The following is an 18,292-nucleotide window of genomic DNA, read 5'->3' on the forward strand; positions in this document are numbered from 1 at the left end:
CGGGTCGTCCGCCCCGAGGAGGATCTCCAGCCGACCAGGACCCCCCTGCCGGTCACACATCGTGGTGCAGGACGCTGGTGAGCCGTGCCACGCTGCTCCCGTGGACGTGATCGATGACGTGGAGCGTGGCGAGTGGCTCGCCGGACGAGTGCACGGCCGGACGAGCGTGGGCTCCGTCGCGGGGCACGGTGCCGACGCCTACGTCCGGATCCTGCACCCGCGGGAGAGCGGGCACGTCGACGACCGTCGGGCGTGGGGCGTGCCGCCGTCCGACGACTGGACGACTCGGCGCTGGTCCGACGTCGCAGCCGCCTCCGGGCGGATCATGCACTCCCTCGTGCAGTGGGGCCGCCTCCTCGACGATCAGAACCCGCACGCACCGGGGACGTCGCTCGGTTCCCTGGACCCCGTCGTCCTCGCGGCGCTCGTCCCCTTCCTCGCCAGTGCGACGAGCACGCCGGACGACGTCGTCGCCGGCTTCTGGACCGGGCACGGAGGGATCGAGCTCACCAGCCGGAGACAGCTGGACTTGCCGGGCCGAGAGTACGTCCTGGCCAGCACGGCCCTCGACGAGCTCGCCGACCCCGACTGGGGGTTCTCCCTCGGACTCGGGTGGTTCTCCCACGTCAGGTCTCCGTCCCTCCAGCTGCTGTGGCCCGACGACCACGCCTGGGTCCTGGCGACCGAGATCGACTGGGACTCGACGATCGTCGGCGGCACTCGGGCCCTCGTCGACAGCATCGTTCTCGACGGCCGCTTCGAGGCGTTCGACGTCGGCCCCGACGACGACCTCTCCTGGGACGGGGACACCCTCAACGGCCCGGGCGGAGAGTCGACCGCGTGACGGCGTTCTGGCTGCTGCTCGGCACGGCCGAACTGGGCTCAGCCGTCGGCGTCGGTCGATCAGCGAGCGCGACCAGCTCGACGACCCACCAGGACGAGGACGAGAGCGCCGAGGCCCAGGACGACGGTGCCCGCTGTGGCGATCCTGCCGACCAGCTGGGTGACGAGCACCGACTCGTACTGCTCCTTCGTCGTGACGATCTCCGTGCCCTCCGGCACGGACCAGAAGAAGACCGGGGCGAGCGCACCGGCACTGACCGTGCTGACCACGCAGACGACGAGGGCCACGACGGCCAGGCCGCAGAGGACGAACGTCCATCGGTCCATGAGCGATCGATCGGTCATGGGGTAACGGTAGCGGTGCCGGCGGGCCTCGCCCGTCGTCAGCGCGTCTCGACCGAGCGATCCCTGAAGCTCGGCGCCCAGAGCCTTCGACGTGGCTACGAGATTAGGGACATCCAGGACCGGAGCAACGAGCCCCCATCGTGCAGCTCCTGGGTCACTACGGTGAGTCAGTGCTCTCAACTCTCCTGGTGCAGGTGCCGTGGCTCCCCGTCGCCGTCCTGCTCCTCGCAGTCCTGACCGGCCCGTTCATCGCGGCCGCGATCGTGCCGCGGCCGCGACTGCTCCGGACACTCTTCATCGCATCCCTCGTGGTCCTCGCCGGCCTGACCCTCTACCCGGAGGGCGGGGCCGACCGAGACGTGACCTGCACCGTCGGGCTTCCCTACTTCGGGCTCCGAGCCGTCGAGACGGTGGCGAACGTGCTGCTGTTCATCCCCCCGGTCCTGCTCGCGGGCCTGCTCGTCCGGCGCCCCGTCCTGGCCGTCATGGGCGGCACTGCCACGTCAGCACTCATCGAGCTCGTCCAGGCGATCGTCCCGGCCCTCGGACGCGCCTGCGACACCGGCGACTGGATCACGAACACCATCGGCGCTGTCCTCGGCGGACTCATCGCCCTCGCTGCGCTGAGCCTCGGCCGTCGAGCCACAGCAGCACCGTAGGCCGATCGGCTAGCGGGCTGAGCTCGAGGCGACGGCCCGCCGGAAGTAGGCGTCGGTCGTGGCCCTGACCTCATCGGGGTGCTTCACGGCGGGATCCGTCTCGAAGTGGATGGCACGCTGCAGCTCCACCTCGACGAACCGCGCGAGCTGCGGCGGCGGAGCCTGCGTGCCCATCTCCCGCGTTCGAGCCTTCGTGGCGATCAGCGTGTCAGCCGCGAGACGGACGTCGTTCGACACCTCGGCCTCGGCGAGCAACGTCGGCAGGTCCATCGGGGGAACGGTCTCGTTCGGGTGGACGTGCAGCCACCGCAACGCAGTCGTCGTCCGGAGGACGTAGAAGAAGCGCTTGAGGGTGGGCTTGCCCGCCTGCTGTTTGTGAGCGACGTGGAGGTAGTGCCGCCCGACGGCCGCCCGCTCGACGACCTCGTCGGCGAGGGCGAGGAGCTCGTCCCGGAAGGACTCGTCGCCCGTGTAGACGATGGGCGAGCGCAGCCACTCGATCACGACGGCGTTGCCCTTGACGAGGAGGCGAACGGCTTTGGCGAGGTCCCACCCGTTCACGTCGAGGACGCTGTCGAGGGGAGTCTCGATGACGTCTCGCCACGGCCACAGCGACAGGTAGGCCTCCGGCGCACGAACGTAGATGAACCGGCAGTCGTAGTCGCTGTCCGGCGACGGGAAACCCCACGCTCGACTGCCGCTCTCGATCGCCCAGGGCACGCGGACGTCGTAGTCAGCCGCGACGCCCGCCAGACGCCTGTCGATCTGTGTCACGACCGACGGATCGAGGTCCTCCGGGACTGCGCGCATGTCCAGACCCTACCCAGCCACTTGGACATGCCCCAGGCGAGACACCCGGTCAGCCCCGTCGATCCCTCAGCGGGAAGGCTGTTCGGTTCTTCCCCCGCAGCGAATCAGTGCAATTCGATCCAGCTGAACGATGCGTTGCTCCACCACGGCACCGCGGCGGGCACCTCGCCCCTGTCCCATCCCAGGACATGCGCCTGCACGGGCAGGGACGCGAACGCTCCACCCGCAAGAGCGACCACCACCAGAGCGACCCGCCCGAGAACGGAAAGGCGCCGCAACCTCGAGGCGGGACCCCGAGCCCCAGCCACGACAGCGGCGGAGAGTCCCACCCCGAGCACCACGAGGGCCCAGCCGAGGACCACCGGCGCGTGCGTCTCGATGATGACGGTGACCGAATCGTCGGCGCTGACGAACGGGACGCCTCCCCCGTCAGTGAAGGAACTCGCCGGCGCCTCCTCCCTCGAGGACGGCCACAACGCGACCAGCGCGAGCAACGGCAAGACCGTGAGCCAGATCTGCGCCAGTGCCGTCTTCGGCGACCGTCGGCTACGCACTTCTTCCATGACCTGTGTCTAGTGTTCCGCCCTGGCTTGCACGACCACCTCTGGAGTGAGATCGTCCGGCGCACCGGTGACAGATCCCGTGATGGACGGCCTCGACGGAACCGGTGCCTCCTCGCCTCATCGGTACGGCATCCCTGGCATGGCAAGGTGACGACCATGCACATCACCGACGATGTGGAACGCGCGGCCTGGCTGGGGCGACGGATGTACCGGCAGGGCGGCTGGGCACGGGTCGGCTCGATCGCCGGGTACGACTTCGAGGCCTACGCGCGCATCCTGCATCCCCGCCCCACCGGCAGCGGCGCCTGGGAACACCGACGCTGGGCCGATGTCGCGGCCACAGCCGAGAAGGTCATGCACCCCCTCGTGCAGTGGGAGCGACTCCTCGACCATGACGAGCCACATGGAGGAACGAGCGATGTCGGGCACCTCGACCCCCAGGTGCTCGCTGCCCTCGCACCACTGCTCGGCGACGCGACCACGACACCCGACGACGCTCTCGCGGCGTACTGGGTCGGCGGCAGCGGCCAGGACCTCATCGGCCGCTCCGCGACGATCGATCGATACGACTACGTGCTCGCCCGGACCAGGATCATGGAACTCGCCGAGCCAGGCTGGGGCGTCGACATCGGCTTCCGGACGGACGAGTCACCCCAGCTGCTCTGGCCCGAGGACCACGCCTGGGTGCTCGCCACCGAGATCGACTGGGACTCCACGATCGTCGCCGGCTCACAGGCGTTCGTCCACGCGATCCTCACCGACGGCCGCTTCGAGGCCTTCCCCGTCGACGAGGACTCCGACCTCTCCTGGGACGGCGACACGATCAATCGATCCACGACCTGACAGCTTGGAGAGCGATCCCCTCCCGGGACGTGATCACTCTGCTGCGTCGAGCTCGGCGCACCTGCCCGCGTGTCGGGCCGCCAGGACGTAGCCGCCGAGAGGCACCGGCCCCTCGGGCTTGGTCCCGTCCCGAGGAAGGACACCGGCTGAGCGACGGGCCGCGGCCACCGCACGGTCTCGGTCGACACGCAACGCACGGCCCTCGGGCGAACGGACCGGCATCAGTTCTGTGAGGCGGTACACGGCACGTTCATGCTCGACCTCGAGTCCGGACCGTGCCGCGGCGACCCGAGCCGTCGCACCCCCGGTCACCGCGAAGCGGCGCCGGTCTGCCCTCACCCACACGGCGAGCGCCACACCAGCGAGCACGAGGAGCAGCAGCGACCACGCCCCGAGCCACGGCGCGACACGCTCGTTGACGGCCGTCGACTCGTCGAACACCGCGAGGACCGCTGCTGGCGTCGAGGACACGGCGGCCATGCCGAGGAGGTGAGGCGGCCGAGCCCCACCCGCGCACACGACCCCGACGACAGCGGCGAGCAACGCCACCGCGGCCCACACGACAGCGACGACGTCGAGCCGATCCGGCACGGCAGCCGTGATGTTGGACATCGGGACACCCCGCGGAATGCCCTTGCCACCGGCCATGTTCTGAAACACCAGGAACGAGGCGAGGAAGGAAAGCACCCCAGGAAGCCCCCGGACGCTCATGCGGCGCCTAGGACGCACCTCGCTGGCTCTCGTCACGTCCCCCGATCTGCGTCGCTGATCTACGAGCCGCGACGCTGAGGTCTCGTACTCAGCGAGCACTCCCCCGACGCGACGGAGGAGCTCAGGGTGCTTCTCGAGAACGAGCCGCTCTGCATCCGCGGAGGCGGTGAGCACGCCGGCCGTCCTCGATCTCCGAGGCGGCGGCGACTCCATGGGCACGGTCATGCGCCCATCATCCGGCACCGACGCCGACCCTCACGACGTCGCCGCCGGTCCTTCGCCCAGCCTCGCGGCAGAGGATCGCCTATCGGGCCGGGGACCTGCGGAACCACACGGTCGGGACCTGCCGCTCACCGTCCACGACCTCGCGAAGCGCCTCAGCCACCAGAGACGGCCACTTGGTTTCCTGGTCCGCCGATACCGCCAGGGTCTGGCCTGCGATCATCATCACCCTCACCCCTCCATCCTGCTCTCGGCTCCGGCCCCGTCCGATCTCGGTTGAAGAGACGCCCCTCAGGGTGTGGCCTTCAATCAGAACTCCGCGGAGAAACCGCCGTCGGCACGCAGGAGCTGCCCGCTGATCCAACGTCCTTCGTCCGACAGCAGGAACGCGGTGATGCCGGCGATGTCGCGGGGTGTCCCTGGCCGTCCCAATGGGTGGCACGCCGTCATCGCGTCCCGTGCTTCGTCATCCATCCATCCCGTGTCGATCGGTCCTGGGTTCACGACGTTCGCGGAGATGCCCTTCGGGCCGAGCTCGCGGGCGGCAGAGATGACGATGCGGTCGAGAGCGCCCTTGGAGGCGCCGTAGGCCAGGTTGCCGGTGGTGTGGTCGCTCGTGAACGCGACGACAGCTCCACCGCCGGCGTCGACGTGACGGGCGAACGCGGCGATCAGGAGCAGCGATGCGCGGGCGTTGACCGCGACGTGCTGGTCGAAGGCCTCCGCGGTGGTGTCCAGCACGCCGGACTCGACGCCGTGCGCATGGCTGAGAACGAGTCCGCCGATCGTTCCGCGCTCGCTCGTAACTTGCTCTATGAGAGCGATCGGGGCGGTCGGGCTCGAGAGGTCGCAGGGGTAATCACCCGTGTCGAGGTCGCTGGTGACGACCTCCCACCCATCGGCTTCGAGCCGAGGGACGATGCCCGCAGCGATGCTGTTCGAACGCGCGGCTCCGGTGACGAGAGCAAGAGGCATGCCCCGACCCTAGGGCAGCGGTCGATTCGTTGAGCAAAAGCCAGTCTGGGTAGGACCCTCGACTCGCGTAGGCGTGTCCGACAGATGATCGGTCACCGATCAACGGTGGAGGCCAGCCACCCTCCCGCAGCTACGGGGCGCCAGCTGTCCCGATGGGTCAGTCCGAAACTGATCTCGGTGAACGATCCCCTAGTGGGCAGGCTGCGGAAGCGGGTTAGCATCGCCCCTTGCCCGCAGATGGGCAGGGAACAGCCGACACCGTTATCGCCTCAACAGACCACCGTCTGAGTAAGGCTGAGGGGCGCATAAGCTCAACGCATGTCGGGGACCGATCCAATTCTTCTTGCTCTCGTTGCAGGGGCTGTGATCGGTCTCCTCCTCGGCGTGGTGGGGCTTGTGAAGACCGTCCGTCACCATGGATGGGGCAAGCAGACGTGGGCACCTCCCGCGAAGCCTTGGCTCGGCGCAAGTGCAGTCGTGCTCATCATGACCTTGGGCTGCGGCGTCCTCTGGGCTGCGTCGAGCTAGCTCATCGAGGTTGCTCTGTCACCCACGGTGCGAGTACCGACTGTGGCGTCCAGTTGTCGATCGTCTATCGGGCAGGAAGCGGGCGTGCAAGTCGGCTGCCGCCGTCAGAGACCCCGTGTCATCGTGAGCTCATCCCCGGAGCTGGCTGCGACGGCGAATCCGTTCCTCTCGTAGGTGCGCCGGGCGGGCTCGTTCTGGGCCATGACCGACAGCTTGAGGCCCGGTGCCCCCGCGGCTGCTGCCCACGTTGCGACGGCGTCGATGAGCAAGGTCGCCACTCCTCTTCCTCGTGCGGCGGGGTCCACCCACATGGAGATGAGTTCTGCGCCAGCACCGGGCCGTGCTGACGGCGTTCCGGTCACCATGCCGATCGGACTGCCCATTCCTCCATCAAGGGCTACGAGGTCGATCGCCCCTGGGATAGAGAGGCGCTCGCGCCATCGGCTCTCATCAGCATCGATCCAGTCGGCCAACCGAGAGCCGAAAGCATCCGGGGCCTCAGTCAGCGCCGCGAGCCTCAAGGAGCGCCAGACTCTCCAGTCGTCGGACGACAGGGGGATCAGCGTGACTGTCATTCGTTCACGGTAGCGATCGGGCACGATCGTCTAGCGGGCATGTATCAGTAAGCGTCGCCCACGCCCGGTGATTTCTCCGCGCCCTCGATGACAGCGAGCAGCAGTGCGTTGAGCTGCGCGCTCCGTGACGCGTCCAGCCCGAACATGCTGAGGTCGTTCGTCGCCAAGGCCACCTGCTGCACCGCGCCCAGCACGGCCTGGCCGGCCGGCGTGATCGCGGCTGGGTTCCTCCGGCCGCGGGCGCGAACGCCCACCCGGCGGACGAGACCGCGACGCTCCATCCCGTCGAGCACATCCGACATGCTCTGCGGGCGAACGAAGACGGCCCGAGCGATCTCCGCCGACGTGAGCTCAGCACCGTCCGCCAGGCACGACAGCACACCGAACTGCACGAGGCTGACGTCGTGCTCCGCCATCCCCGCCGTGATCTGGGATCCGATGATGCGCGCGACCTTCACCGCGTTCCAGCCCAGCACGGGCTCGAGCCCGCGACCTCCATCGTCACTCATATGTGCCTCCTCGTCGCCCACCTAGATAAACAGGATCCTGTTTTAAGGCTATGGTGCAGGAACCTGCTTCTCATGGCCTCCTTGCAGTTTGCACCACCCATCCGCGCGACACCGAACCGACATGACAGGACAGGCACCATGACGACACCCGCACTCCCCGACGACCGAGGCCGCTGGGGCGCCGATGACGAACTCGGCACGCTGAACCTGATCGACGACGCCGCGAGGGCCCGCGCCGCTGAAGAGGTGCGGGTCGGCCGGAGCGTGTCGCTCGCGCACCCGGTCGAACCCGCCTCGATGCTCGGCGGACCGTTCGCTCCCCCGGCACCGCCGTCGCCCCCCGTGCAGCAGGCGCTGCTCTACACGGGCACGCCGCCCATGGGGATGTCCGAAGTCCTCGTCGTGACGCCGCATCACCCGGCGCTGACGCACATCGATGCTTTCGCCCACATGCCGATCGACGGCACCGTGTACCCGGGTCGCCCCCTCGAGGAGACCGTCACGGCCGGAGGCGTCGTGCACGGTTCCACGACCGCCTTCGCCGCGGGGATCACGACGCGGGGAGTCCTGCTCGACCTGGCACCGGGGGGGCGGCTGCCATCTGCGCACCCCGTCACCGCGGCAGATCTCGACGCGGCCGAGGCGAGGGCCGGGGTCGAGGTGCTGCCCGGTGACGCCGTGGTGGTCCGGAGCGGCTGGGGCTTCAGCTGGGACGCCGAGACCCAGGCGCCGGGCATGACCGTCGACGCAGTGACGTGGATGCACCACCGTGGCGTCTCGCTCTACGCCGGCGACGTCAGCGACTCGTTCCCGCCGAGCGACCCGGACATGCCCATGCCGATGCACATGGTCGGACTGGCCCGCCTGGGCATGCACCTGGTCGACAGCGTCGCCACCGACGACCTCGCCGCGACCTGCGCCGAGCTCGGCCGACACGCTTTCCTGCTCAGCATCGCCCCGCCACGCCTCCACGGCCTCACCGGCGTGCCCGTGAACCCCCAAGCCATCTTCTAGACCGACACCACGGCCGTGCGGATCGCAATGATCGATCCCCTATCGGACGCCGCGTCGCTGGTGGACATGGAGTTCTCCTACGTGGGGTGATCGTTGCTCAGCGCCCGAGCAGCATGTTGTTGCGGGACCGGATCTGTTCGTCGGTAGCGGGGAAGTAGCTGCTGACGCCGAAGTGTTCGGCGTTGTGCTGGATCTCCTCGACTGTCGGTTGGAGTGCGCGTTCGTACTCGACGAACGCCTGCTTGACGTCGCCGTAAGCGGCTCGGAAGGCGTCGTAGAGGGCGGTGGCGCCGATGATGGCGAGCGATCCGCCCATGCCCGCGGCAGGTGATGCGCAGTAGCCGGCGTCACCGACGAGCGCGATGCGTCCGGACGTCCACGCCGGCATCTTGATCTGACTGAGCTTGTCGAAGTAGAAGGTGTCGACGTTGACCGCCTCGTCGACGTGGTCCGAGAACGGTGCGCCAGCCTGCAGCAGGTGCTCGCGGAGGATGCGCTTCTGCTGGTCGACGTCGTGGTGGTCGTACGGGATTTCCTGCTCGGATCGGAAGCCGAGCACGAGGTCGGTCGTGGTGTCGTAGGAGTTCACCAGCATCGTTACGCCGGGCGCGTTAGTGATCTGGGTCGTCTGCTGGTCGATGATGAGGTGGTCGAGGGTGGCGACGGAGAAGTACGTCTGCAGGAAGTGGGTGTGGAGTGCTTCCTGACCGAAGCGCAGTCGCCGCACCGTGGAGTGGTTGCCGTCGCACCCGAACACCATCGAGAAGTCCCGCTCTGTGCCATCGCGGAAGACCACGTGAACACTGTCCTCGTCGGGCTCGGTCAACGACTCGATGGAGTTGCCCCACAGCATCTCGACCTCCCCCTCCGTCGCGGCGGCGAGGATGTCCAGCAGATCGTCTCGGTGGATCTCGTAGCCGTCGCCGACCGAGTCGTCCGTGGGCGGTTCTGGGTCCATCCGCGCGATGAGCTCTCCCTCCGGCGTCGTGAACTCGGTCACGCGGGGAGCAAGCGCCTTCGCTTGGATCTCCTCAAGCACGCCCATCCGTTCGACGATCGCGATGGTGTCCTCGCGGATGTCGACGGGGGTGCCGCCGCGCTTCAGTCCGGATCCGATCTCGACGATCGTGACCTCGTAGCCGAGCCGACGCATCCACAGTGCTGTCGCGAGACCCGCGAAGCTCGCTCCCGAGATCAACACCTGTTCCTGCGTGCGCGTGTTCATCGATCATCCTCGTTTCCCGGCTCCCACCGAACTTATAGTGACCCAAACATCCTGGTGAGGCCGACCGTAGCAGAAACTTTGGGTCACTTTATTTTTCGTGGCAGACTCGTGGGATGGAGCAAGCAAGCGCGGGTGCCAGATCAGGGCTCCGAGAACGTAAGAAGCGAGAGACCCGCGAGCGTCTGGGCGATGTGGCGGCTCGGCTCTTCGCGCAGCACGGGTACGACGAGGTGTCCATCGCGGACATCGCGGACGCCGCGGGCGTATCGGAGCCGACGGTCTACAACTACTTCCCGACCAAGCCCGACCTCGTCTTCGACCGAGCAGACGAAGTGCTCGAGAAGATCAGGGGTGCGATCTCCCGGCGAGACCCCCAGCAGTCACCAGCCGATGCGATGCGCTCCCTCGTCCTCGAGGACATCGATCGGTACGTCGATGACGACGAGGGATTAGCCAAGGGCGAGTTCCCCGCGCAGTGTCGGCTCAGTGCGCTACTCCGACGCCGGGCCCTGGTGTTCTACGACGACGTCACGACCGCGGTGGCAGCGGAACTTGCCGGCACGGGACCGAACGCGATGTCCGAGCGGGCATACGCGGCCGCACTTGTCTCGGTGGTGCAGCAGACCACCGCGAGCATCGGCGACGCGGTCTTGTCGGATGCTCATCGGGGAGACACTCGCGAGCGTCTAGACGGCGCAGCCACGGCGACCCTTGACCACTTGTCGACCTGGTGGCACAGGGAGTACGCCACCTGAACGCATCTCGATAGACCATCCCCTCACGGGTCAGCCGGGTCAGGGGAACAACGCATGAGCGCCACGCTGTTCGCGCGCAGGTTGGCCGAGTTATTCTCACGCGTGCGAACACGTCGACGGTTATCCCTTTTGGCTCTTCTCTTGGCTACCTGCGCAGCCGTGGCTGGGTGCACCTCATCGTCGGGAATCGAACAGCAGTGGGGTGACGACAAGGGATACATCTCAGCCGACCAGGTCGTGACCGAAATTGCCCCTGAAGACCGCGGCAACCCAATCGAATTCGACTCCGAACTCAGCGACGGCACGAAGATCACGGCGGCTGACTATCAAGGCAAGGTCGCCGTTCTCGCCGAATGGAAGCGGCGGATCTTCAAGCGGTGAGCGAGGACGTCGCCGATGATGCCGCGTTCCTTGGGGTCAACGTCAGGGACCAGCCCACCACCGCGGACGCATTCACCCAACGATTCGACGTCACCTACCCCACCGCCACCGACGTGAACACTGGAAGCGTCCAGCTCGCCTTCGCTGGCAAGACGGCCCCCAACGCGACCCCTGCGACATTCGTCCTCGACGCCAAGGGACGCGTGAGCGCTCGAGTCCTCGGGTCCGTCGATCCTTCAATCCTCCGAGCACTCGTCACGACCGCGGCCGCAACACCCGAGTGAACTAGGTGGCACCGGCCGACTCTGCCTTGCCGAGTGATAGGCCGAAAGGAAACCCCATAGCCGATCCCCTGACGGGACGGGCTGGACAAGGTTGAGGTGGGAAGTCAGCTCGGCTCGGTGTCTCTCAGGGCGGCTTGCAGAGCGTGGATCGTGCTGCCAAGGGCACCAGCAGCCAGGAGCCCCGGACCAAGAGGGCCCGACGAGTCCTCTCCGAGAAGCGGCAGGGTTCGAAGCGCGGCCCGTACTGAGCGGCTCATATGCTGCACCTGCCACAGGACCTCGGTCTCGCCTCGCTTCGGCGTCGCCAGCTCGGCCGCTTTCACCGCATAGGCGGCCGCGCCGAGAGCATGAGCGCCCATGTGCGCTACGCCAGCAGCCTGGCCCGCGGACCATGCAGCAGCCTTCCCCGCCGGGGAAGTCGCTGACTGCGCGGCCCGACCCGCGACGAAACGGCGCCGGATCTCTCCCGCCGCATCCAGCTCACCTCGCGAAAACGCTCGCGCTCGAGCAATCCCGTCCCGTGGTCGGTCGTCATCTGGAGCCTCAGCCTCGAAGAGAGGCAGGACCCTCTCAGCGCAGTCAGCAGCCCACGCTGCGACGAGACGGCGATCATCTTCGGACAGCGACTGCGGCGAGAGCATGCCAGCACTCTCGCAGACGGTTCGGTCGACGATCCCCTATCGGGACAGCGATCGCCGCTCTGCAGTTGACTGCCCTAATGACGACCTTCATGGCGATGGGCATTCCAGTGAAGCCGTTCGGTGATCCGGGTCTTGTGGGCTGGACCGTCTTTGGCGCATGGGTCCTACTCATCATTGCTTTCTGGGTTCGTCACGTCCGCAACTCCAACCGGGACAAGTAACAGCACCACGTCGACAACTGCCCGGTTCTTGATGCCGCTAGCGTGCGTCTGTGCGGACCGACCTGATCGATCTCGGGCTCTCCCTGGCTCAGTGGTTCGCTGATCCTCGTCGCGCGTGGCGCCGCCGTCCCTGATCCATGGAGCTGCGCCAGGCGAACGGTCGTCAATCCGGCGCGATCACCGCCCCGAGAGAGCATGGGACGCTCATGTGATGACTGCTGGACTTGGTTCTGTCACGGCGACTGTGATCGTGTTCCTGGTCATGGCGGTGCGCCGCAACCGGCACGCGCGACAGCTCATCGAGCAGGGAGACCTAGACCCTGCTGGGGCTCGAGAATCGCGTCTCCAGATCCGCGTCTTCTCGGCTGTGCTGGTAATCGCACTTGCCTCGACGCTTGCGTCTATTTTCATCGACTGACTGGACACGCGGGCCCTGTCCCCGTCGGGGATCATCCACCGGAAAACCGGCTGTGTTCGAAGGGGGCGGCTCGTTCGCTGCGCGCTTACTTTTCGAGACGGGCTTGCCGGATTCCAAGAACAAGATGAAGCCACTAATGACCACGAGTGCAGCTCCGAGACCCCATGTAGGTATGCCAAGTGCTGCAGACCAGGTGCCCCCCTCAGTACTCCCGCTGCCCGGCGCCAAAATGAGGATCAGGCCGAAAGCTAGACCGACAGAGCCGTGTGCAATCCCATGCTTCGCACTCTTGAAGTGCCTTCCCTTTTCCGCCATCAGACGCGTTCCGTTTCGCGAGTCGTAGCGGTATGACAAACCCGGACGGCCGCCTGTGGATGCGAGAGATGAACGAGTCAGTCAGTGTTTACCAACAGTTGCAGCAACCCATCGTCTGATGGGCATCGGGGCATCGGGGCTGCGGTGGCGCGAATGACATGCTTATGGGATGAGCCGGATACGTCGCACGAGCGTCTGCTTCTCGGCTCTGTGCATGATCGTGCTCGTCGCTGGCCTCGTCTACGCGGCTCTCGCATCTCCTCCGGCTCATGACACCGGGTGGCTTTTCCTCGGAACAGGAATCGTCCTTCTAGTCGTTGCCTCCGTTCTCTGGGCCCTCGACCTCGTCGTGAACCGAGTGCACCGACGCCGGTAACCGGTTCGCTTGCGTGGGCCAGTGAACGACCGGCCATCGGGCACCACCGGCTCGCGACTAGGAAAGAGAGGGCGGCATGTCAGTCGCTGCTGAAATGAACGCGAACCGTGGCTCGTCAGGTCCGGTCCTCTTCGCGATCCCCGGACCGACTGACCTCTGGGGCTGGCGACCAGGTGTCGGTCTGGTCAAGATCCGCAGCCCCTTCCGGGCGCCCAGAGAGGTCTTTGAGTTTGACTTGTCGGTCGATGGGAGCATGCTCTACTACTCCTGCGTGCTGGCACTGCGAGGCTCACCCCGGGCACGGTTCTCCCTCGATCTCCTCTCGGGGCACGAAGAGGAACTGGAGCTGCTACCCGCCTCGGTGAAACACTTTTACGGCCGTCGAGGTCAGGAGTTCCGTCTCGAGTACATCGACTGGGTCGAATCTCGAGCAACCAAGTCGGTGTTGCTCATTCATCAAGGCGAGCGCGACCTCACGCACCCTTTGCCGGAGAGCGAGTGGGTACGAGTGCCCTTCGACGACCTTCCCGGCAGCATTCGCCAACAGCGGCCAGTGCAGCTCTCCCCCGACGGGCAACGGACCGCAATCAGCTTCGACCACGGCATGGGCGAAGCCGGCAGCCTGGTCGTCGTGGACCTGTCCAAGGGGCACATGATCCGGAACGACGGATTCGTGTCATCTGGATCCAACGCGTGGAGCCCGGACAGTCGATGCCTCATCGGTGAACCACGCAACCCCCGGGCGAGGAGCGAGAGCCGCCTGGTCCTCTATGACGTGGACGCAGGCCAGGTGACACCACTTCCGCTCGACCCGTCCTTGGCCGGGGCCACGGTTCGGGGTTGGTCCGATTCTCGGCACGTACTGCTCTCGTCGAGAAAGCAGCGAGTCATCACCGTGCACGCTGCTGACATCAAGTCAGGTGTCGCGCGCGAGCAAGTCAGCTTTCGACTTCCCCTTCCCGCGGGCGGTGCACATCCATGGCTCTGGGCGCCGCAGGCCGTGGCGGAACATCCCAGTGGTCTCCAGCTTCGCTGAGCGGAAGTCAGCCTCGCGCCTTAGAGGTGCACGAACACCTCATCAGAGGCAATTACGCAGAGACCGAGAGCCAGGATGACATGGTGACTGGCGAACGAGCGGTGGCAGGTGGCCCACGCGCCTCGAGGAGCCGAGCTGGCCGGCCCAGCAGTCGCATTCCGTGGATGATCTGGGGTGCGGGCCGGGCTTGGGCTTGGGGCTCACACGGTGGCCTGCTCGAGTTGACCGACATCGGCGACAGGACGATCGTTCGCTTGTCGTCTTCCTCGCTCGATCCGAGCGGCACGCGCCTCCGGTTCGAGCGTCGAGTCCGTGGCCTAGCGCCTCAAGCCGACGAGCACGTCGAACAAGACCTCCTGACGGGGCGACAGACGATCGAGGCGCCAAGGTCTCGTCCGCGAGCCTATGGACCGAACGGCGTAGTCCTCGACGTCACGATGACGGCAAGCGGACCGGATCACTCGACGCACTGGAAGTACGTCCTCACCCAGGAGTGCTCGGTCATCGAGCTTCCCGTCGACGACCGGTTCGGCCACAACCAGACGGGGCCTGCTGCGCAGTTCACCTCGGACGGACGGCACCTCGCTCTTAGCCATCAGACGCCTGATCGGCAGATCAGCGGGGTAACCACCGTCGACTTGTTAGACGACCAAGTGGAGCGGTTCGACGGCGTCGAACTGGTCGGCTCCGGGTGCTGGAGCCCGGACGGCTCACGGCTTCTCGTGGCTTCAAGTCCAGGCGGCTACCCCGAGGTGCTCGACACGCGACTCGGTTCTCTCACGCGCCTCGACACCGTCATCGAGAACCCCCGCGACACCCCCTGGTTGACACTCGTCGGGTGGATCGACGACGCCAGTCTCCTTGCCTACCGCGACGTGGGAGCACGCATGCACTTCATTGCCGTGGATGTGGCATCGGGGAGGCGTCGAGACCTCTTCAGCGTCGCACGGCCGGCACCGAAGAGCGAGATCAGTGGCGTGATCATGGCGCAATACGTCGCCCAAAGCTCTCCAGCGTCCTGCGCCTTGCCGCCGGATCGCAACTAGCGCGCCGGTGCACCGGATTGCAGCGGCCAAACCGTCACCCCTGCACCAAAACCCAACCCCGACCGATGGCCGATCCCCTATCGGGCAGCGGTATCCGATCTGACGAGCTTGGACGCCTCGCTGAGAAGGCCTTCGTCATACAGCACCCGATGACCGTCACTGAGTACGCGGCGGGTGCCGGCATCGAGGGGAAGGTCAGCCCAGGACACCGGAGCGATACCCAGCTCGACGAACAGCCCCGAGCAGAGCCGATAACGACGCTCCCGGACAGGACCCCATCGCCTCGACCTCACGAGCTCTGCCCCAGGCAGCAGGCGCACGAACCAGGGGGACGCAGCCAGAGCGTCAGGGTCAGCCGCCAGGAGAACCAGATCAACGTCGCTAGCCATCCGTTCCGCTCCTCGGGCATACGAGCCCACCAAAGCGACCGCCTGGATCTCCGACGAGACGTTCGCCTCCCGAGAGACCGCGTCGACCACCCGGGCCGCCTCCCGCCGGCGTCCCTTCAACCTCGTCGTCATGGGTGCATTGTCACCCCACCACCCAATCTCCTCGGCAAAGGACGTACCGACGTGCGATCCCCTCTCGGGACACGCGCCTGACACACTCGAGGTTGGAAGTCGTCTCGCAATTTCTGGCATTGGAGCGAACCATCGACGCTCACGACCTGCCCGCGTCACCCGACTGGTCCTTTACCTTCGGAAGCGAGGGCACTGCTCCTGCTGTCAATGTCGCTGCCGACGACGCCTTGGCACGACTGGCATCCGCAACAGAGGATCTACGCCGCAGGAAGAATCCTGCGGCGAGCTTCCCGCCGAGCTGGGTCGCCCTCATCCGCGAGGCGGCAAACGCGGGAGCCTCGGAAGGAGCCATCGCGATCGCGAGCGGACAAAGCCTGGCGTCTGTTCGGAACATCCTCTCTTAGCTTCTGGGTGAGGAACCCCCTGGGCCCGCCAGACGATCCCCTACCGGGCATGGAGAAACGATCGTTTGTGACTAGCGCCGATGAACACCACGAGCGGGCCCTGGCCGGATCAGAACCGCTCCCCGACTAAAGATGGCCTCGGTCGGGGAGCAGTCCTTGTTGTCGTACAGTGAACGGGTCAGGCCCGGAGGTCCTTGAGCCACTGCTCGACAGTGCGCGGGCTGAGCTCAAGCCGCTGCTGTGCGCTCGTGGCAGGGTCGATGAGCTCGGAGGGCAGGGTGGCCCGCCACCGGTACGAGGCCACGACAGGGTCCGCTCCGGCCGATCCGAAGAGGGGCTCGATGACGCGGCCGAAGTCGTCGACGTCCTGCGCCTCGAACCGCACGCTCGTGCCCCAGGCCGCGGCGAAGCCAGCCGCGAGGTCGGAGCCCACGAGGCCCGGCAGCGCGCCGACCCCGACGACACCGGTCACGGAGCCGTCCTGCAGCAGTCGCGCGACGACGTCGGCCACGTCGAGGTGCGAGCTCCACGACACGGCATAGTCGTCACGGATCGGGTAGCGGAGGACGCCCTCCTGCTCTACGCCCGCGGCGACCGGCGGCAGCAGCAGGTTCTCGAGGAAGAGGCGCGGGGCCGCGACGGCGACGGAGACCCCGGTCGCCCGCAGACCGGCAATGAGGACGCCGACGGGACTCTCAGCCGCACCGTCGCCCTCCGTCGGGTACCCGCTGGTCGAGACGACCACCCGGGCCGGCCGTGCCTGCTCGACGGCTGCGACGACCGTCCGGGCATGCGCGAGCTGCTGGGCGGCGTCGCCGACCGGAAGGTGCACGAAGACGCCGTCGACGCCCTCGTAGGCCGCCGCGAGGGACGCGACCGACATCAGGTCGACGGCGACGGGCGCGCCGCCTCCCTCATAGGCGGACGGGTCGCGGACCGCCGCGGTGACGGCGGCGCCGGAAGCGAGAAGGGACGCGACGACGGGGGAGCCCTGGGCGCCAGTAGCGCCGTGGATGAGATAGGTCATGAAGATATCAATGCATCTGGTGCACCAGTTACGTCAACTGCACCAATGACGTATCGTCCATGTTCATGGCTTTCTGTGGGGAGATCTGGCCCGAGTGCGGCATCGCGAAGTTCCTGACACTGCTCGACGGCCCCTGGGCAACGCTCATCGTGCGAGAGCTCCTCGAGGGCCCGGCTCGTTTCACCGAGCTGAAGGAGGCACTGAACGGCATCAGCGCGCACACCCTCACCAACCGCCTCCGGAAGTTCGAGACGTCGGGCCTCGTCACCAGGACGGCGTACCCCGAGATCCCGCCGCGCGTCGTCTACGAGCTCACACCGACGGGGCAAGGGCTCCGGCCCGTGCTCGAGTCGATGAATGCCTGGGCGCTGTCCGTCCCGCCGACACCCGACGCAGAGGTCGAGGTGGTTCCTCGATAGAGGATCGGCTATCGGGGACGGTGTGTCTACCTGCTCGTCACCTCCTCCGTCGCGGCACGGGAGAGTAGATAGGCGCGGTCAAGGCGCGGGCTAAGGACGACGAGGAACAGGAACATCGACAGCAGCCACCCGGCGACCCAGTAAGCCGGGATCGAGAAGATCGCGACGTTCGGCACGACGTCGGTGGCGACTGCAACGACCACGGCGATCGTGACGAGCACGCCCACCCCCTAGAACAGGGCTCGGAAGCCTTCCTCGACACGGCCCCGCCGTTCCTGCTGGCGAGTCGTCCGTTCGTCGAGGGCGATGACTGAGCGGCCGTAGTCTTCCTCGGAAACGGCGACGAAGAGCTCGCGAACCGGGACACCGAACGCCGTCGCCACTCGCGGGAGAGTGTCGAGGCTCCTGTCGTTGCCTGCCTCGAGTCTCTGGACGGTGCGGACGGTGACGCCGCTCTCGTCTGCGAAGCGTTCCTGGGTCCAACCCATCTGGGTCCGGAGATCGCTGAACCGTGTCTCGTTCATGAACCTCACACTAGGAACGACCGGCGCCGAGGTCCACGACACCGACCCGACACCTCCACGACAGAGCTCCCGCCTCGCGCACGATGGGCCCCGAGCACGCTG

General features: G+C 66.9%; 25 protein-coding genes. 12 read left to right on the forward strand and 13 right to left on the reverse strand.

Annotated features, from left to right (window positions below; all coding sequences use genetic code 11):
- Positions 1–100 precede the first annotated feature (100 nt).
- Positions 101–844, forward strand: a complete 744-nt coding sequence (locus FHR77_RS07955; RefSeq protein WP_167259612.1) for a hypothetical protein — start codon at positions 101–103, stop codon at positions 842–844.
- 59 nt (positions 845–903) lie between these two features.
- On the opposite strand, the gene FHR77_RS07960 is transcribed toward FHR77_RS07955, so the two are convergent.
- On the reverse strand, positions 904–1,188 hold the full coding sequence (locus FHR77_RS07960; RefSeq protein WP_167259613.1) for a hypothetical protein: 285 nt from the start codon (positions 1,186–1,188) through the stop codon (positions 904–906).
- A gap of 170 nt (positions 1,189–1,358) precedes the next feature.
- Between FHR77_RS07960 and FHR77_RS16375 the strand changes: the two genes are divergently transcribed.
- Entirely contained in the window at positions 1,359–1,847 is a 489-nt protein-coding gene (locus FHR77_RS16375) for a VanZ family protein (protein WP_167259614.1), read from the forward strand.
- Between the two features lie 9 nt (positions 1,848–1,856).
- Here FHR77_RS16375 and FHR77_RS07970 read toward each other — a convergent pair whose 3' ends face one another.
- Positions 1,857–2,657 carry a nucleotidyltransferase domain-containing protein gene (locus FHR77_RS07970; RefSeq protein ID WP_167259615.1) on the reverse strand — a complete coding sequence of 267 codons (801 nt, stop codon included), beginning with the start codon at positions 2,655–2,657 and terminating at the stop codon, positions 1,857–1,859.
- 104 nt (positions 2,658–2,761) lie between these two features.
- Positions 2,762–3,220, reverse strand: coding sequence for a hypothetical protein (locus FHR77_RS07975; protein WP_167259616.1), 459 nt, complete (start codon positions 3,218–3,220; stop codon positions 2,762–2,764).
- 156 nt (positions 3,221–3,376) lie between these two features.
- Here FHR77_RS07975 and FHR77_RS07980 point away from each other — a divergent pair, with 156 nt between their 5' ends.
- Positions 3,377–4,063 (forward strand): hypothetical protein, encoded by a 687-nt coding sequence (locus FHR77_RS07980; protein WP_167259617.1) that lies wholly within the window; start codon positions 3,377–3,379, stop codon positions 4,061–4,063.
- Positions 4,064–4,096: 33 nt separating this feature from the next.
- Here the strand turns inward: FHR77_RS07980 and FHR77_RS07985 are convergent, their stop codons facing one another.
- From FHR77_RS07985 to FHR77_RS08000, 4 genes are all read right to left on the reverse strand, one after another.
- A complete protein-coding gene (locus tag FHR77_RS07985) occupies positions 4,097–4,999 on the reverse strand; it encodes a hypothetical protein (RefSeq protein WP_167259618.1) in 903 nt (300 codons plus the stop codon).
- A gap of 306 nt (positions 5,000–5,305) precedes the next feature.
- Complete coding sequence (locus FHR77_RS07990; protein WP_167259619.1) at positions 5,306–5,971, reverse strand: SDR family NAD(P)-dependent oxidoreductase; 666 nt, start codon at positions 5,969–5,971, stop codon at positions 5,306–5,308.
- A gap of 632 nt (positions 5,972–6,603) precedes the next feature.
- The gene (locus tag FHR77_RS07995; RefSeq protein ID WP_167259620.1) at positions 6,604–7,074 is read right to left on the reverse strand and encodes a GNAT family N-acetyltransferase; all 471 of its coding nucleotides are present in this window, start codon (positions 7,072–7,074) and stop codon (positions 6,604–6,606) included.
- A gap of 44 nt (positions 7,075–7,118) precedes the next feature.
- Positions 7,119–7,583 carry a MarR family winged helix-turn-helix transcriptional regulator gene (locus tag FHR77_RS08000; RefSeq protein ID WP_167259621.1) on the reverse strand — a complete coding sequence of 155 codons (465 nt, stop codon included), beginning with the start codon at positions 7,581–7,583 and terminating at the stop codon, positions 7,119–7,121.
- Positions 7,584–7,721: 138 nt separating this feature from the next.
- Here FHR77_RS08000 and FHR77_RS08005 point away from each other — a divergent pair, with 138 nt between their 5' ends.
- Positions 7,722–8,597, forward strand: coding sequence for a cyclase family protein (locus tag FHR77_RS08005; RefSeq protein WP_167259622.1), 876 nt, complete (start codon positions 7,722–7,724; stop codon positions 8,595–8,597).
- 97 nt (positions 8,598–8,694) lie between these two features.
- On the opposite strand, the gene FHR77_RS08010 is transcribed toward FHR77_RS08005, so the two are convergent.
- On the reverse strand, positions 8,695–9,822 hold the full coding sequence (locus FHR77_RS08010) for an FAD-dependent monooxygenase (protein ID WP_167259623.1): 1,128 nt from the start codon (positions 9,820–9,822) through the stop codon (positions 8,695–8,697).
- 113 nt (positions 9,823–9,935) lie between these two features.
- Here FHR77_RS08010 and FHR77_RS08015 point away from each other — a divergent pair, with 113 nt between their 5' ends.
- Genes FHR77_RS08015 through FHR77_RS08025 form a run of 3 tightly spaced genes read left to right on the forward strand, consistent with a single transcriptional unit; the run spans position 9,936 to position 11,242 of the window.
- Positions 9,936–10,577, forward strand: a complete 642-nt coding sequence (locus FHR77_RS08015; RefSeq protein WP_167259624.1) for a TetR/AcrR family transcriptional regulator — start codon at positions 9,936–9,938, stop codon at positions 10,575–10,577.
- Between the two features lie 54 nt (positions 10,578–10,631).
- Positions 10,632–10,958 carry a hypothetical protein gene (locus FHR77_RS08020; protein ID WP_167259625.1) on the forward strand — a complete coding sequence of 109 codons (327 nt, stop codon included), beginning with the start codon at positions 10,632–10,634 and terminating at the stop codon, positions 10,956–10,958.
- Positions 10,955–11,242, forward strand: coding sequence for a redoxin family protein (locus FHR77_RS08025; RefSeq protein WP_167259626.1), 288 nt, complete (start codon positions 10,955–10,957; stop codon positions 11,240–11,242). Before FHR77_RS08020 ends, FHR77_RS08025 begins: the two co-directional genes overlap by 4 nt.
- A 104-nt stretch (positions 11,243–11,346) precedes the next feature.
- On the opposite strand, the gene FHR77_RS16000 is transcribed toward FHR77_RS08025, so the two are convergent.
- Positions 11,347–11,883, reverse strand: coding sequence for a putative immunity protein (locus FHR77_RS16000; RefSeq protein ID WP_243861622.1), 537 nt, complete (start codon positions 11,881–11,883; stop codon positions 11,347–11,349).
- Between the two features lie 77 nt (positions 11,884–11,960).
- On the opposite strand from FHR77_RS16000, the gene FHR77_RS08030 reads away from it, so the two are divergent.
- The 4 genes from FHR77_RS08030 to FHR77_RS08045 all read left to right on the forward strand — a co-directional run bounded on the left by FHR77_RS08030 (position 11,961) and on the right by FHR77_RS08045 (position 15,295).
- Positions 11,961–12,104 carry a hypothetical protein gene (locus FHR77_RS08030; protein WP_167259627.1) on the forward strand — a complete coding sequence of 48 codons (144 nt, stop codon included), beginning with the start codon at positions 11,961–11,963 and terminating at the stop codon, positions 12,102–12,104.
- 211 nt (positions 12,105–12,315) lie between these two features.
- Positions 12,316–12,522, forward strand: coding sequence for a hypothetical protein (locus FHR77_RS08035; protein WP_167259628.1), 207 nt, complete (start codon positions 12,316–12,318; stop codon positions 12,520–12,522).
- A 767-nt stretch (positions 12,523–13,289) separates the two neighbouring features.
- Positions 13,290–14,249, forward strand: a complete 960-nt coding sequence (locus FHR77_RS08040) for a hypothetical protein (protein WP_167259629.1) — start codon at positions 13,290–13,292, stop codon at positions 14,247–14,249.
- 221 nt (positions 14,250–14,470) lie between these two features.
- Entirely contained in the window at positions 14,471–15,295 is an 825-nt protein-coding gene (locus FHR77_RS08045) for a hypothetical protein (RefSeq protein WP_167259630.1), read from the forward strand.
- A 77-nt stretch (positions 15,296–15,372) separates the two neighbouring features.
- Here FHR77_RS08045 and FHR77_RS16750 read toward each other — a convergent pair whose 3' ends face one another.
- Both FHR77_RS16750 and FHR77_RS08055 read right to left on the reverse strand, forming a co-directional pair.
- Complete coding sequence (locus tag FHR77_RS16750; protein WP_424955735.1) at positions 15,373–15,936, reverse strand: nucleotidyltransferase domain-containing protein; 564 nt, start codon at positions 15,934–15,936, stop codon at positions 15,373–15,375.
- Between the two features lie 462 nt (positions 15,937–16,398).
- On the reverse strand, positions 16,399–17,247 hold the full coding sequence (locus FHR77_RS08055) for an SDR family oxidoreductase (RefSeq protein ID WP_167259632.1): 849 nt from the start codon (positions 17,245–17,247) through the stop codon (positions 16,399–16,401).
- Between the two features lie 65 nt (positions 17,248–17,312).
- Between FHR77_RS08055 and FHR77_RS08060 the strand changes: the two genes are divergently transcribed.
- Complete coding sequence (locus tag FHR77_RS08060; protein WP_167259633.1) at positions 17,313–17,666, forward strand: winged helix-turn-helix transcriptional regulator; 354 nt, start codon at positions 17,313–17,315, stop codon at positions 17,664–17,666.
- A 26-nt stretch (positions 17,667–17,692) separates the two neighbouring features.
- Here the strand turns inward: FHR77_RS08060 and FHR77_RS16005 are convergent, their stop codons facing one another.
- Positions 17,693–17,887 (reverse strand): hypothetical protein, encoded by a 195-nt coding sequence (locus FHR77_RS16005; protein ID WP_243861624.1) that lies wholly within the window; start codon positions 17,885–17,887, stop codon positions 17,693–17,695.
- 9 nt (positions 17,888–17,896) lie between these two features.
- Entirely contained in the window at positions 17,897–18,190 is a 294-nt protein-coding gene (locus tag FHR77_RS16010; protein ID WP_243861626.1) for a helix-turn-helix transcriptional regulator, read from the reverse strand.
- Between the last annotated feature and the right edge of the window lie 102 nt (positions 18,191–18,292).

The sequence above is a fragment of the Frigoribacterium endophyticum genome (assembly GCF_011759585.1).
Lineage (GTDB): Bacteria > Actinomycetota > Actinomycetes > Actinomycetales > Microbacteriaceae > Frigoribacterium > Frigoribacterium endophyticum.

What these genes read in the sequence shown, in the direction of transcription:
- FHR77_RS16010 (WP_243861626.1), bottom strand. Translation starts at nt 18,190, where the DNA reads ATGAACGAGACACGGTTCAGCGATCTCCGGACCCAGATGGGTTGGACC.
- FHR77_RS08030 (WP_167259627.1), top strand. Translation starts at nt 11,961, where the DNA reads ATGACGACCTTCATGGCGATGGGCATTCCAGTGAAGCCGTTCGGTGAT.
- FHR77_RS08035 (WP_167259628.1), top strand. Translation starts at nt 12,316, where the DNA reads ATGACTGCTGGACTTGGTTCTGTCACGGCGACTGTGATCGTGTTCCTG.
- FHR77_RS07990 (WP_167259619.1), bottom strand. Translation starts at nt 5,971, where the DNA reads ATGCCTCTTGCTCTCGTCACCGGAGCCGCGCGTTCGAACAGCATCGCT.
- FHR77_RS07985 (WP_167259618.1), bottom strand. Translation starts at nt 4,999, where the DNA reads ATGACCGTGCCCATGGAGTCGCCGCCGCCTCGGAGATCGAGGACGGCC.
- FHR77_RS08020 (WP_167259625.1), top strand. Translation starts at nt 10,632, where the DNA reads ATGAGCGCCACGCTGTTCGCGCGCAGGTTGGCCGAGTTATTCTCACGC.
- FHR77_RS16750 (WP_424955735.1), bottom strand. Translation starts at nt 15,936, where the DNA reads ATGCCAGAAATTGCGAGACGACTTCCAACCTCGAGTGTGTCAGGCGCG.
- FHR77_RS07995 (WP_167259620.1), bottom strand. Translation starts at nt 7,074, where the DNA reads ATGACAGTCACGCTGATCCCCCTGTCGTCCGACGACTGGAGAGTCTGG.
- FHR77_RS07960 (WP_167259613.1), bottom strand. Translation starts at nt 1,188, where the DNA reads ATGACCGATCGATCGCTCATGGACCGATGGACGTTCGTCCTCTGCGGC.
- FHR77_RS07980 (WP_167259617.1), top strand. Translation starts at nt 3,377, where the DNA reads ATGCACATCACCGACGATGTGGAACGCGCGGCCTGGCTGGGGCGACGG.
- FHR77_RS08015 (WP_167259624.1), top strand. Translation starts at nt 9,936, where the DNA reads ATGGAGCAAGCAAGCGCGGGTGCCAGATCAGGGCTCCGAGAACGTAAG.
- FHR77_RS08000 (WP_167259621.1), bottom strand. Translation starts at nt 7,583, where the DNA reads ATGAGTGACGATGGAGGTCGCGGGCTCGAGCCCGTGCTGGGCTGGAAC.
- FHR77_RS07970 (WP_167259615.1), bottom strand. Translation starts at nt 2,657, where the DNA reads ATGCGCGCAGTCCCGGAGGACCTCGATCCGTCGGTCGTGACACAGATC.
- FHR77_RS08005 (WP_167259622.1), top strand. Translation starts at nt 7,722, where the DNA reads ATGACGACACCCGCACTCCCCGACGACCGAGGCCGCTGGGGCGCCGAT.
- FHR77_RS08040 (WP_167259629.1), top strand. Translation starts at nt 13,290, where the DNA reads ATGTCAGTCGCTGCTGAAATGAACGCGAACCGTGGCTCGTCAGGTCCG.
- FHR77_RS07975 (WP_167259616.1), bottom strand. Translation starts at nt 3,220, where the DNA reads ATGGAAGAAGTGCGTAGCCGACGGTCGCCGAAGACGGCACTGGCGCAG.
- FHR77_RS16000 (WP_243861622.1), bottom strand. Translation starts at nt 11,883, where the DNA reads ATGCTCTCGCCGCAGTCGCTGTCCGAAGATGATCGCCGTCTCGTCGCA.
- FHR77_RS08010 (WP_167259623.1), bottom strand. Translation starts at nt 9,822, where the DNA reads ATGAACACGCGCACGCAGGAACAGGTGTTGATCTCGGGAGCGAGCTTC.
- FHR77_RS08055 (WP_167259632.1), bottom strand. Translation starts at nt 17,247, where the DNA reads ATGACCTATCTCATCCACGGCGCTACTGGCGCCCAGGGCTCCCCCGTC.
- FHR77_RS08060 (WP_167259633.1), top strand. Translation starts at nt 17,313, where the DNA reads ATGGCTTTCTGTGGGGAGATCTGGCCCGAGTGCGGCATCGCGAAGTTC.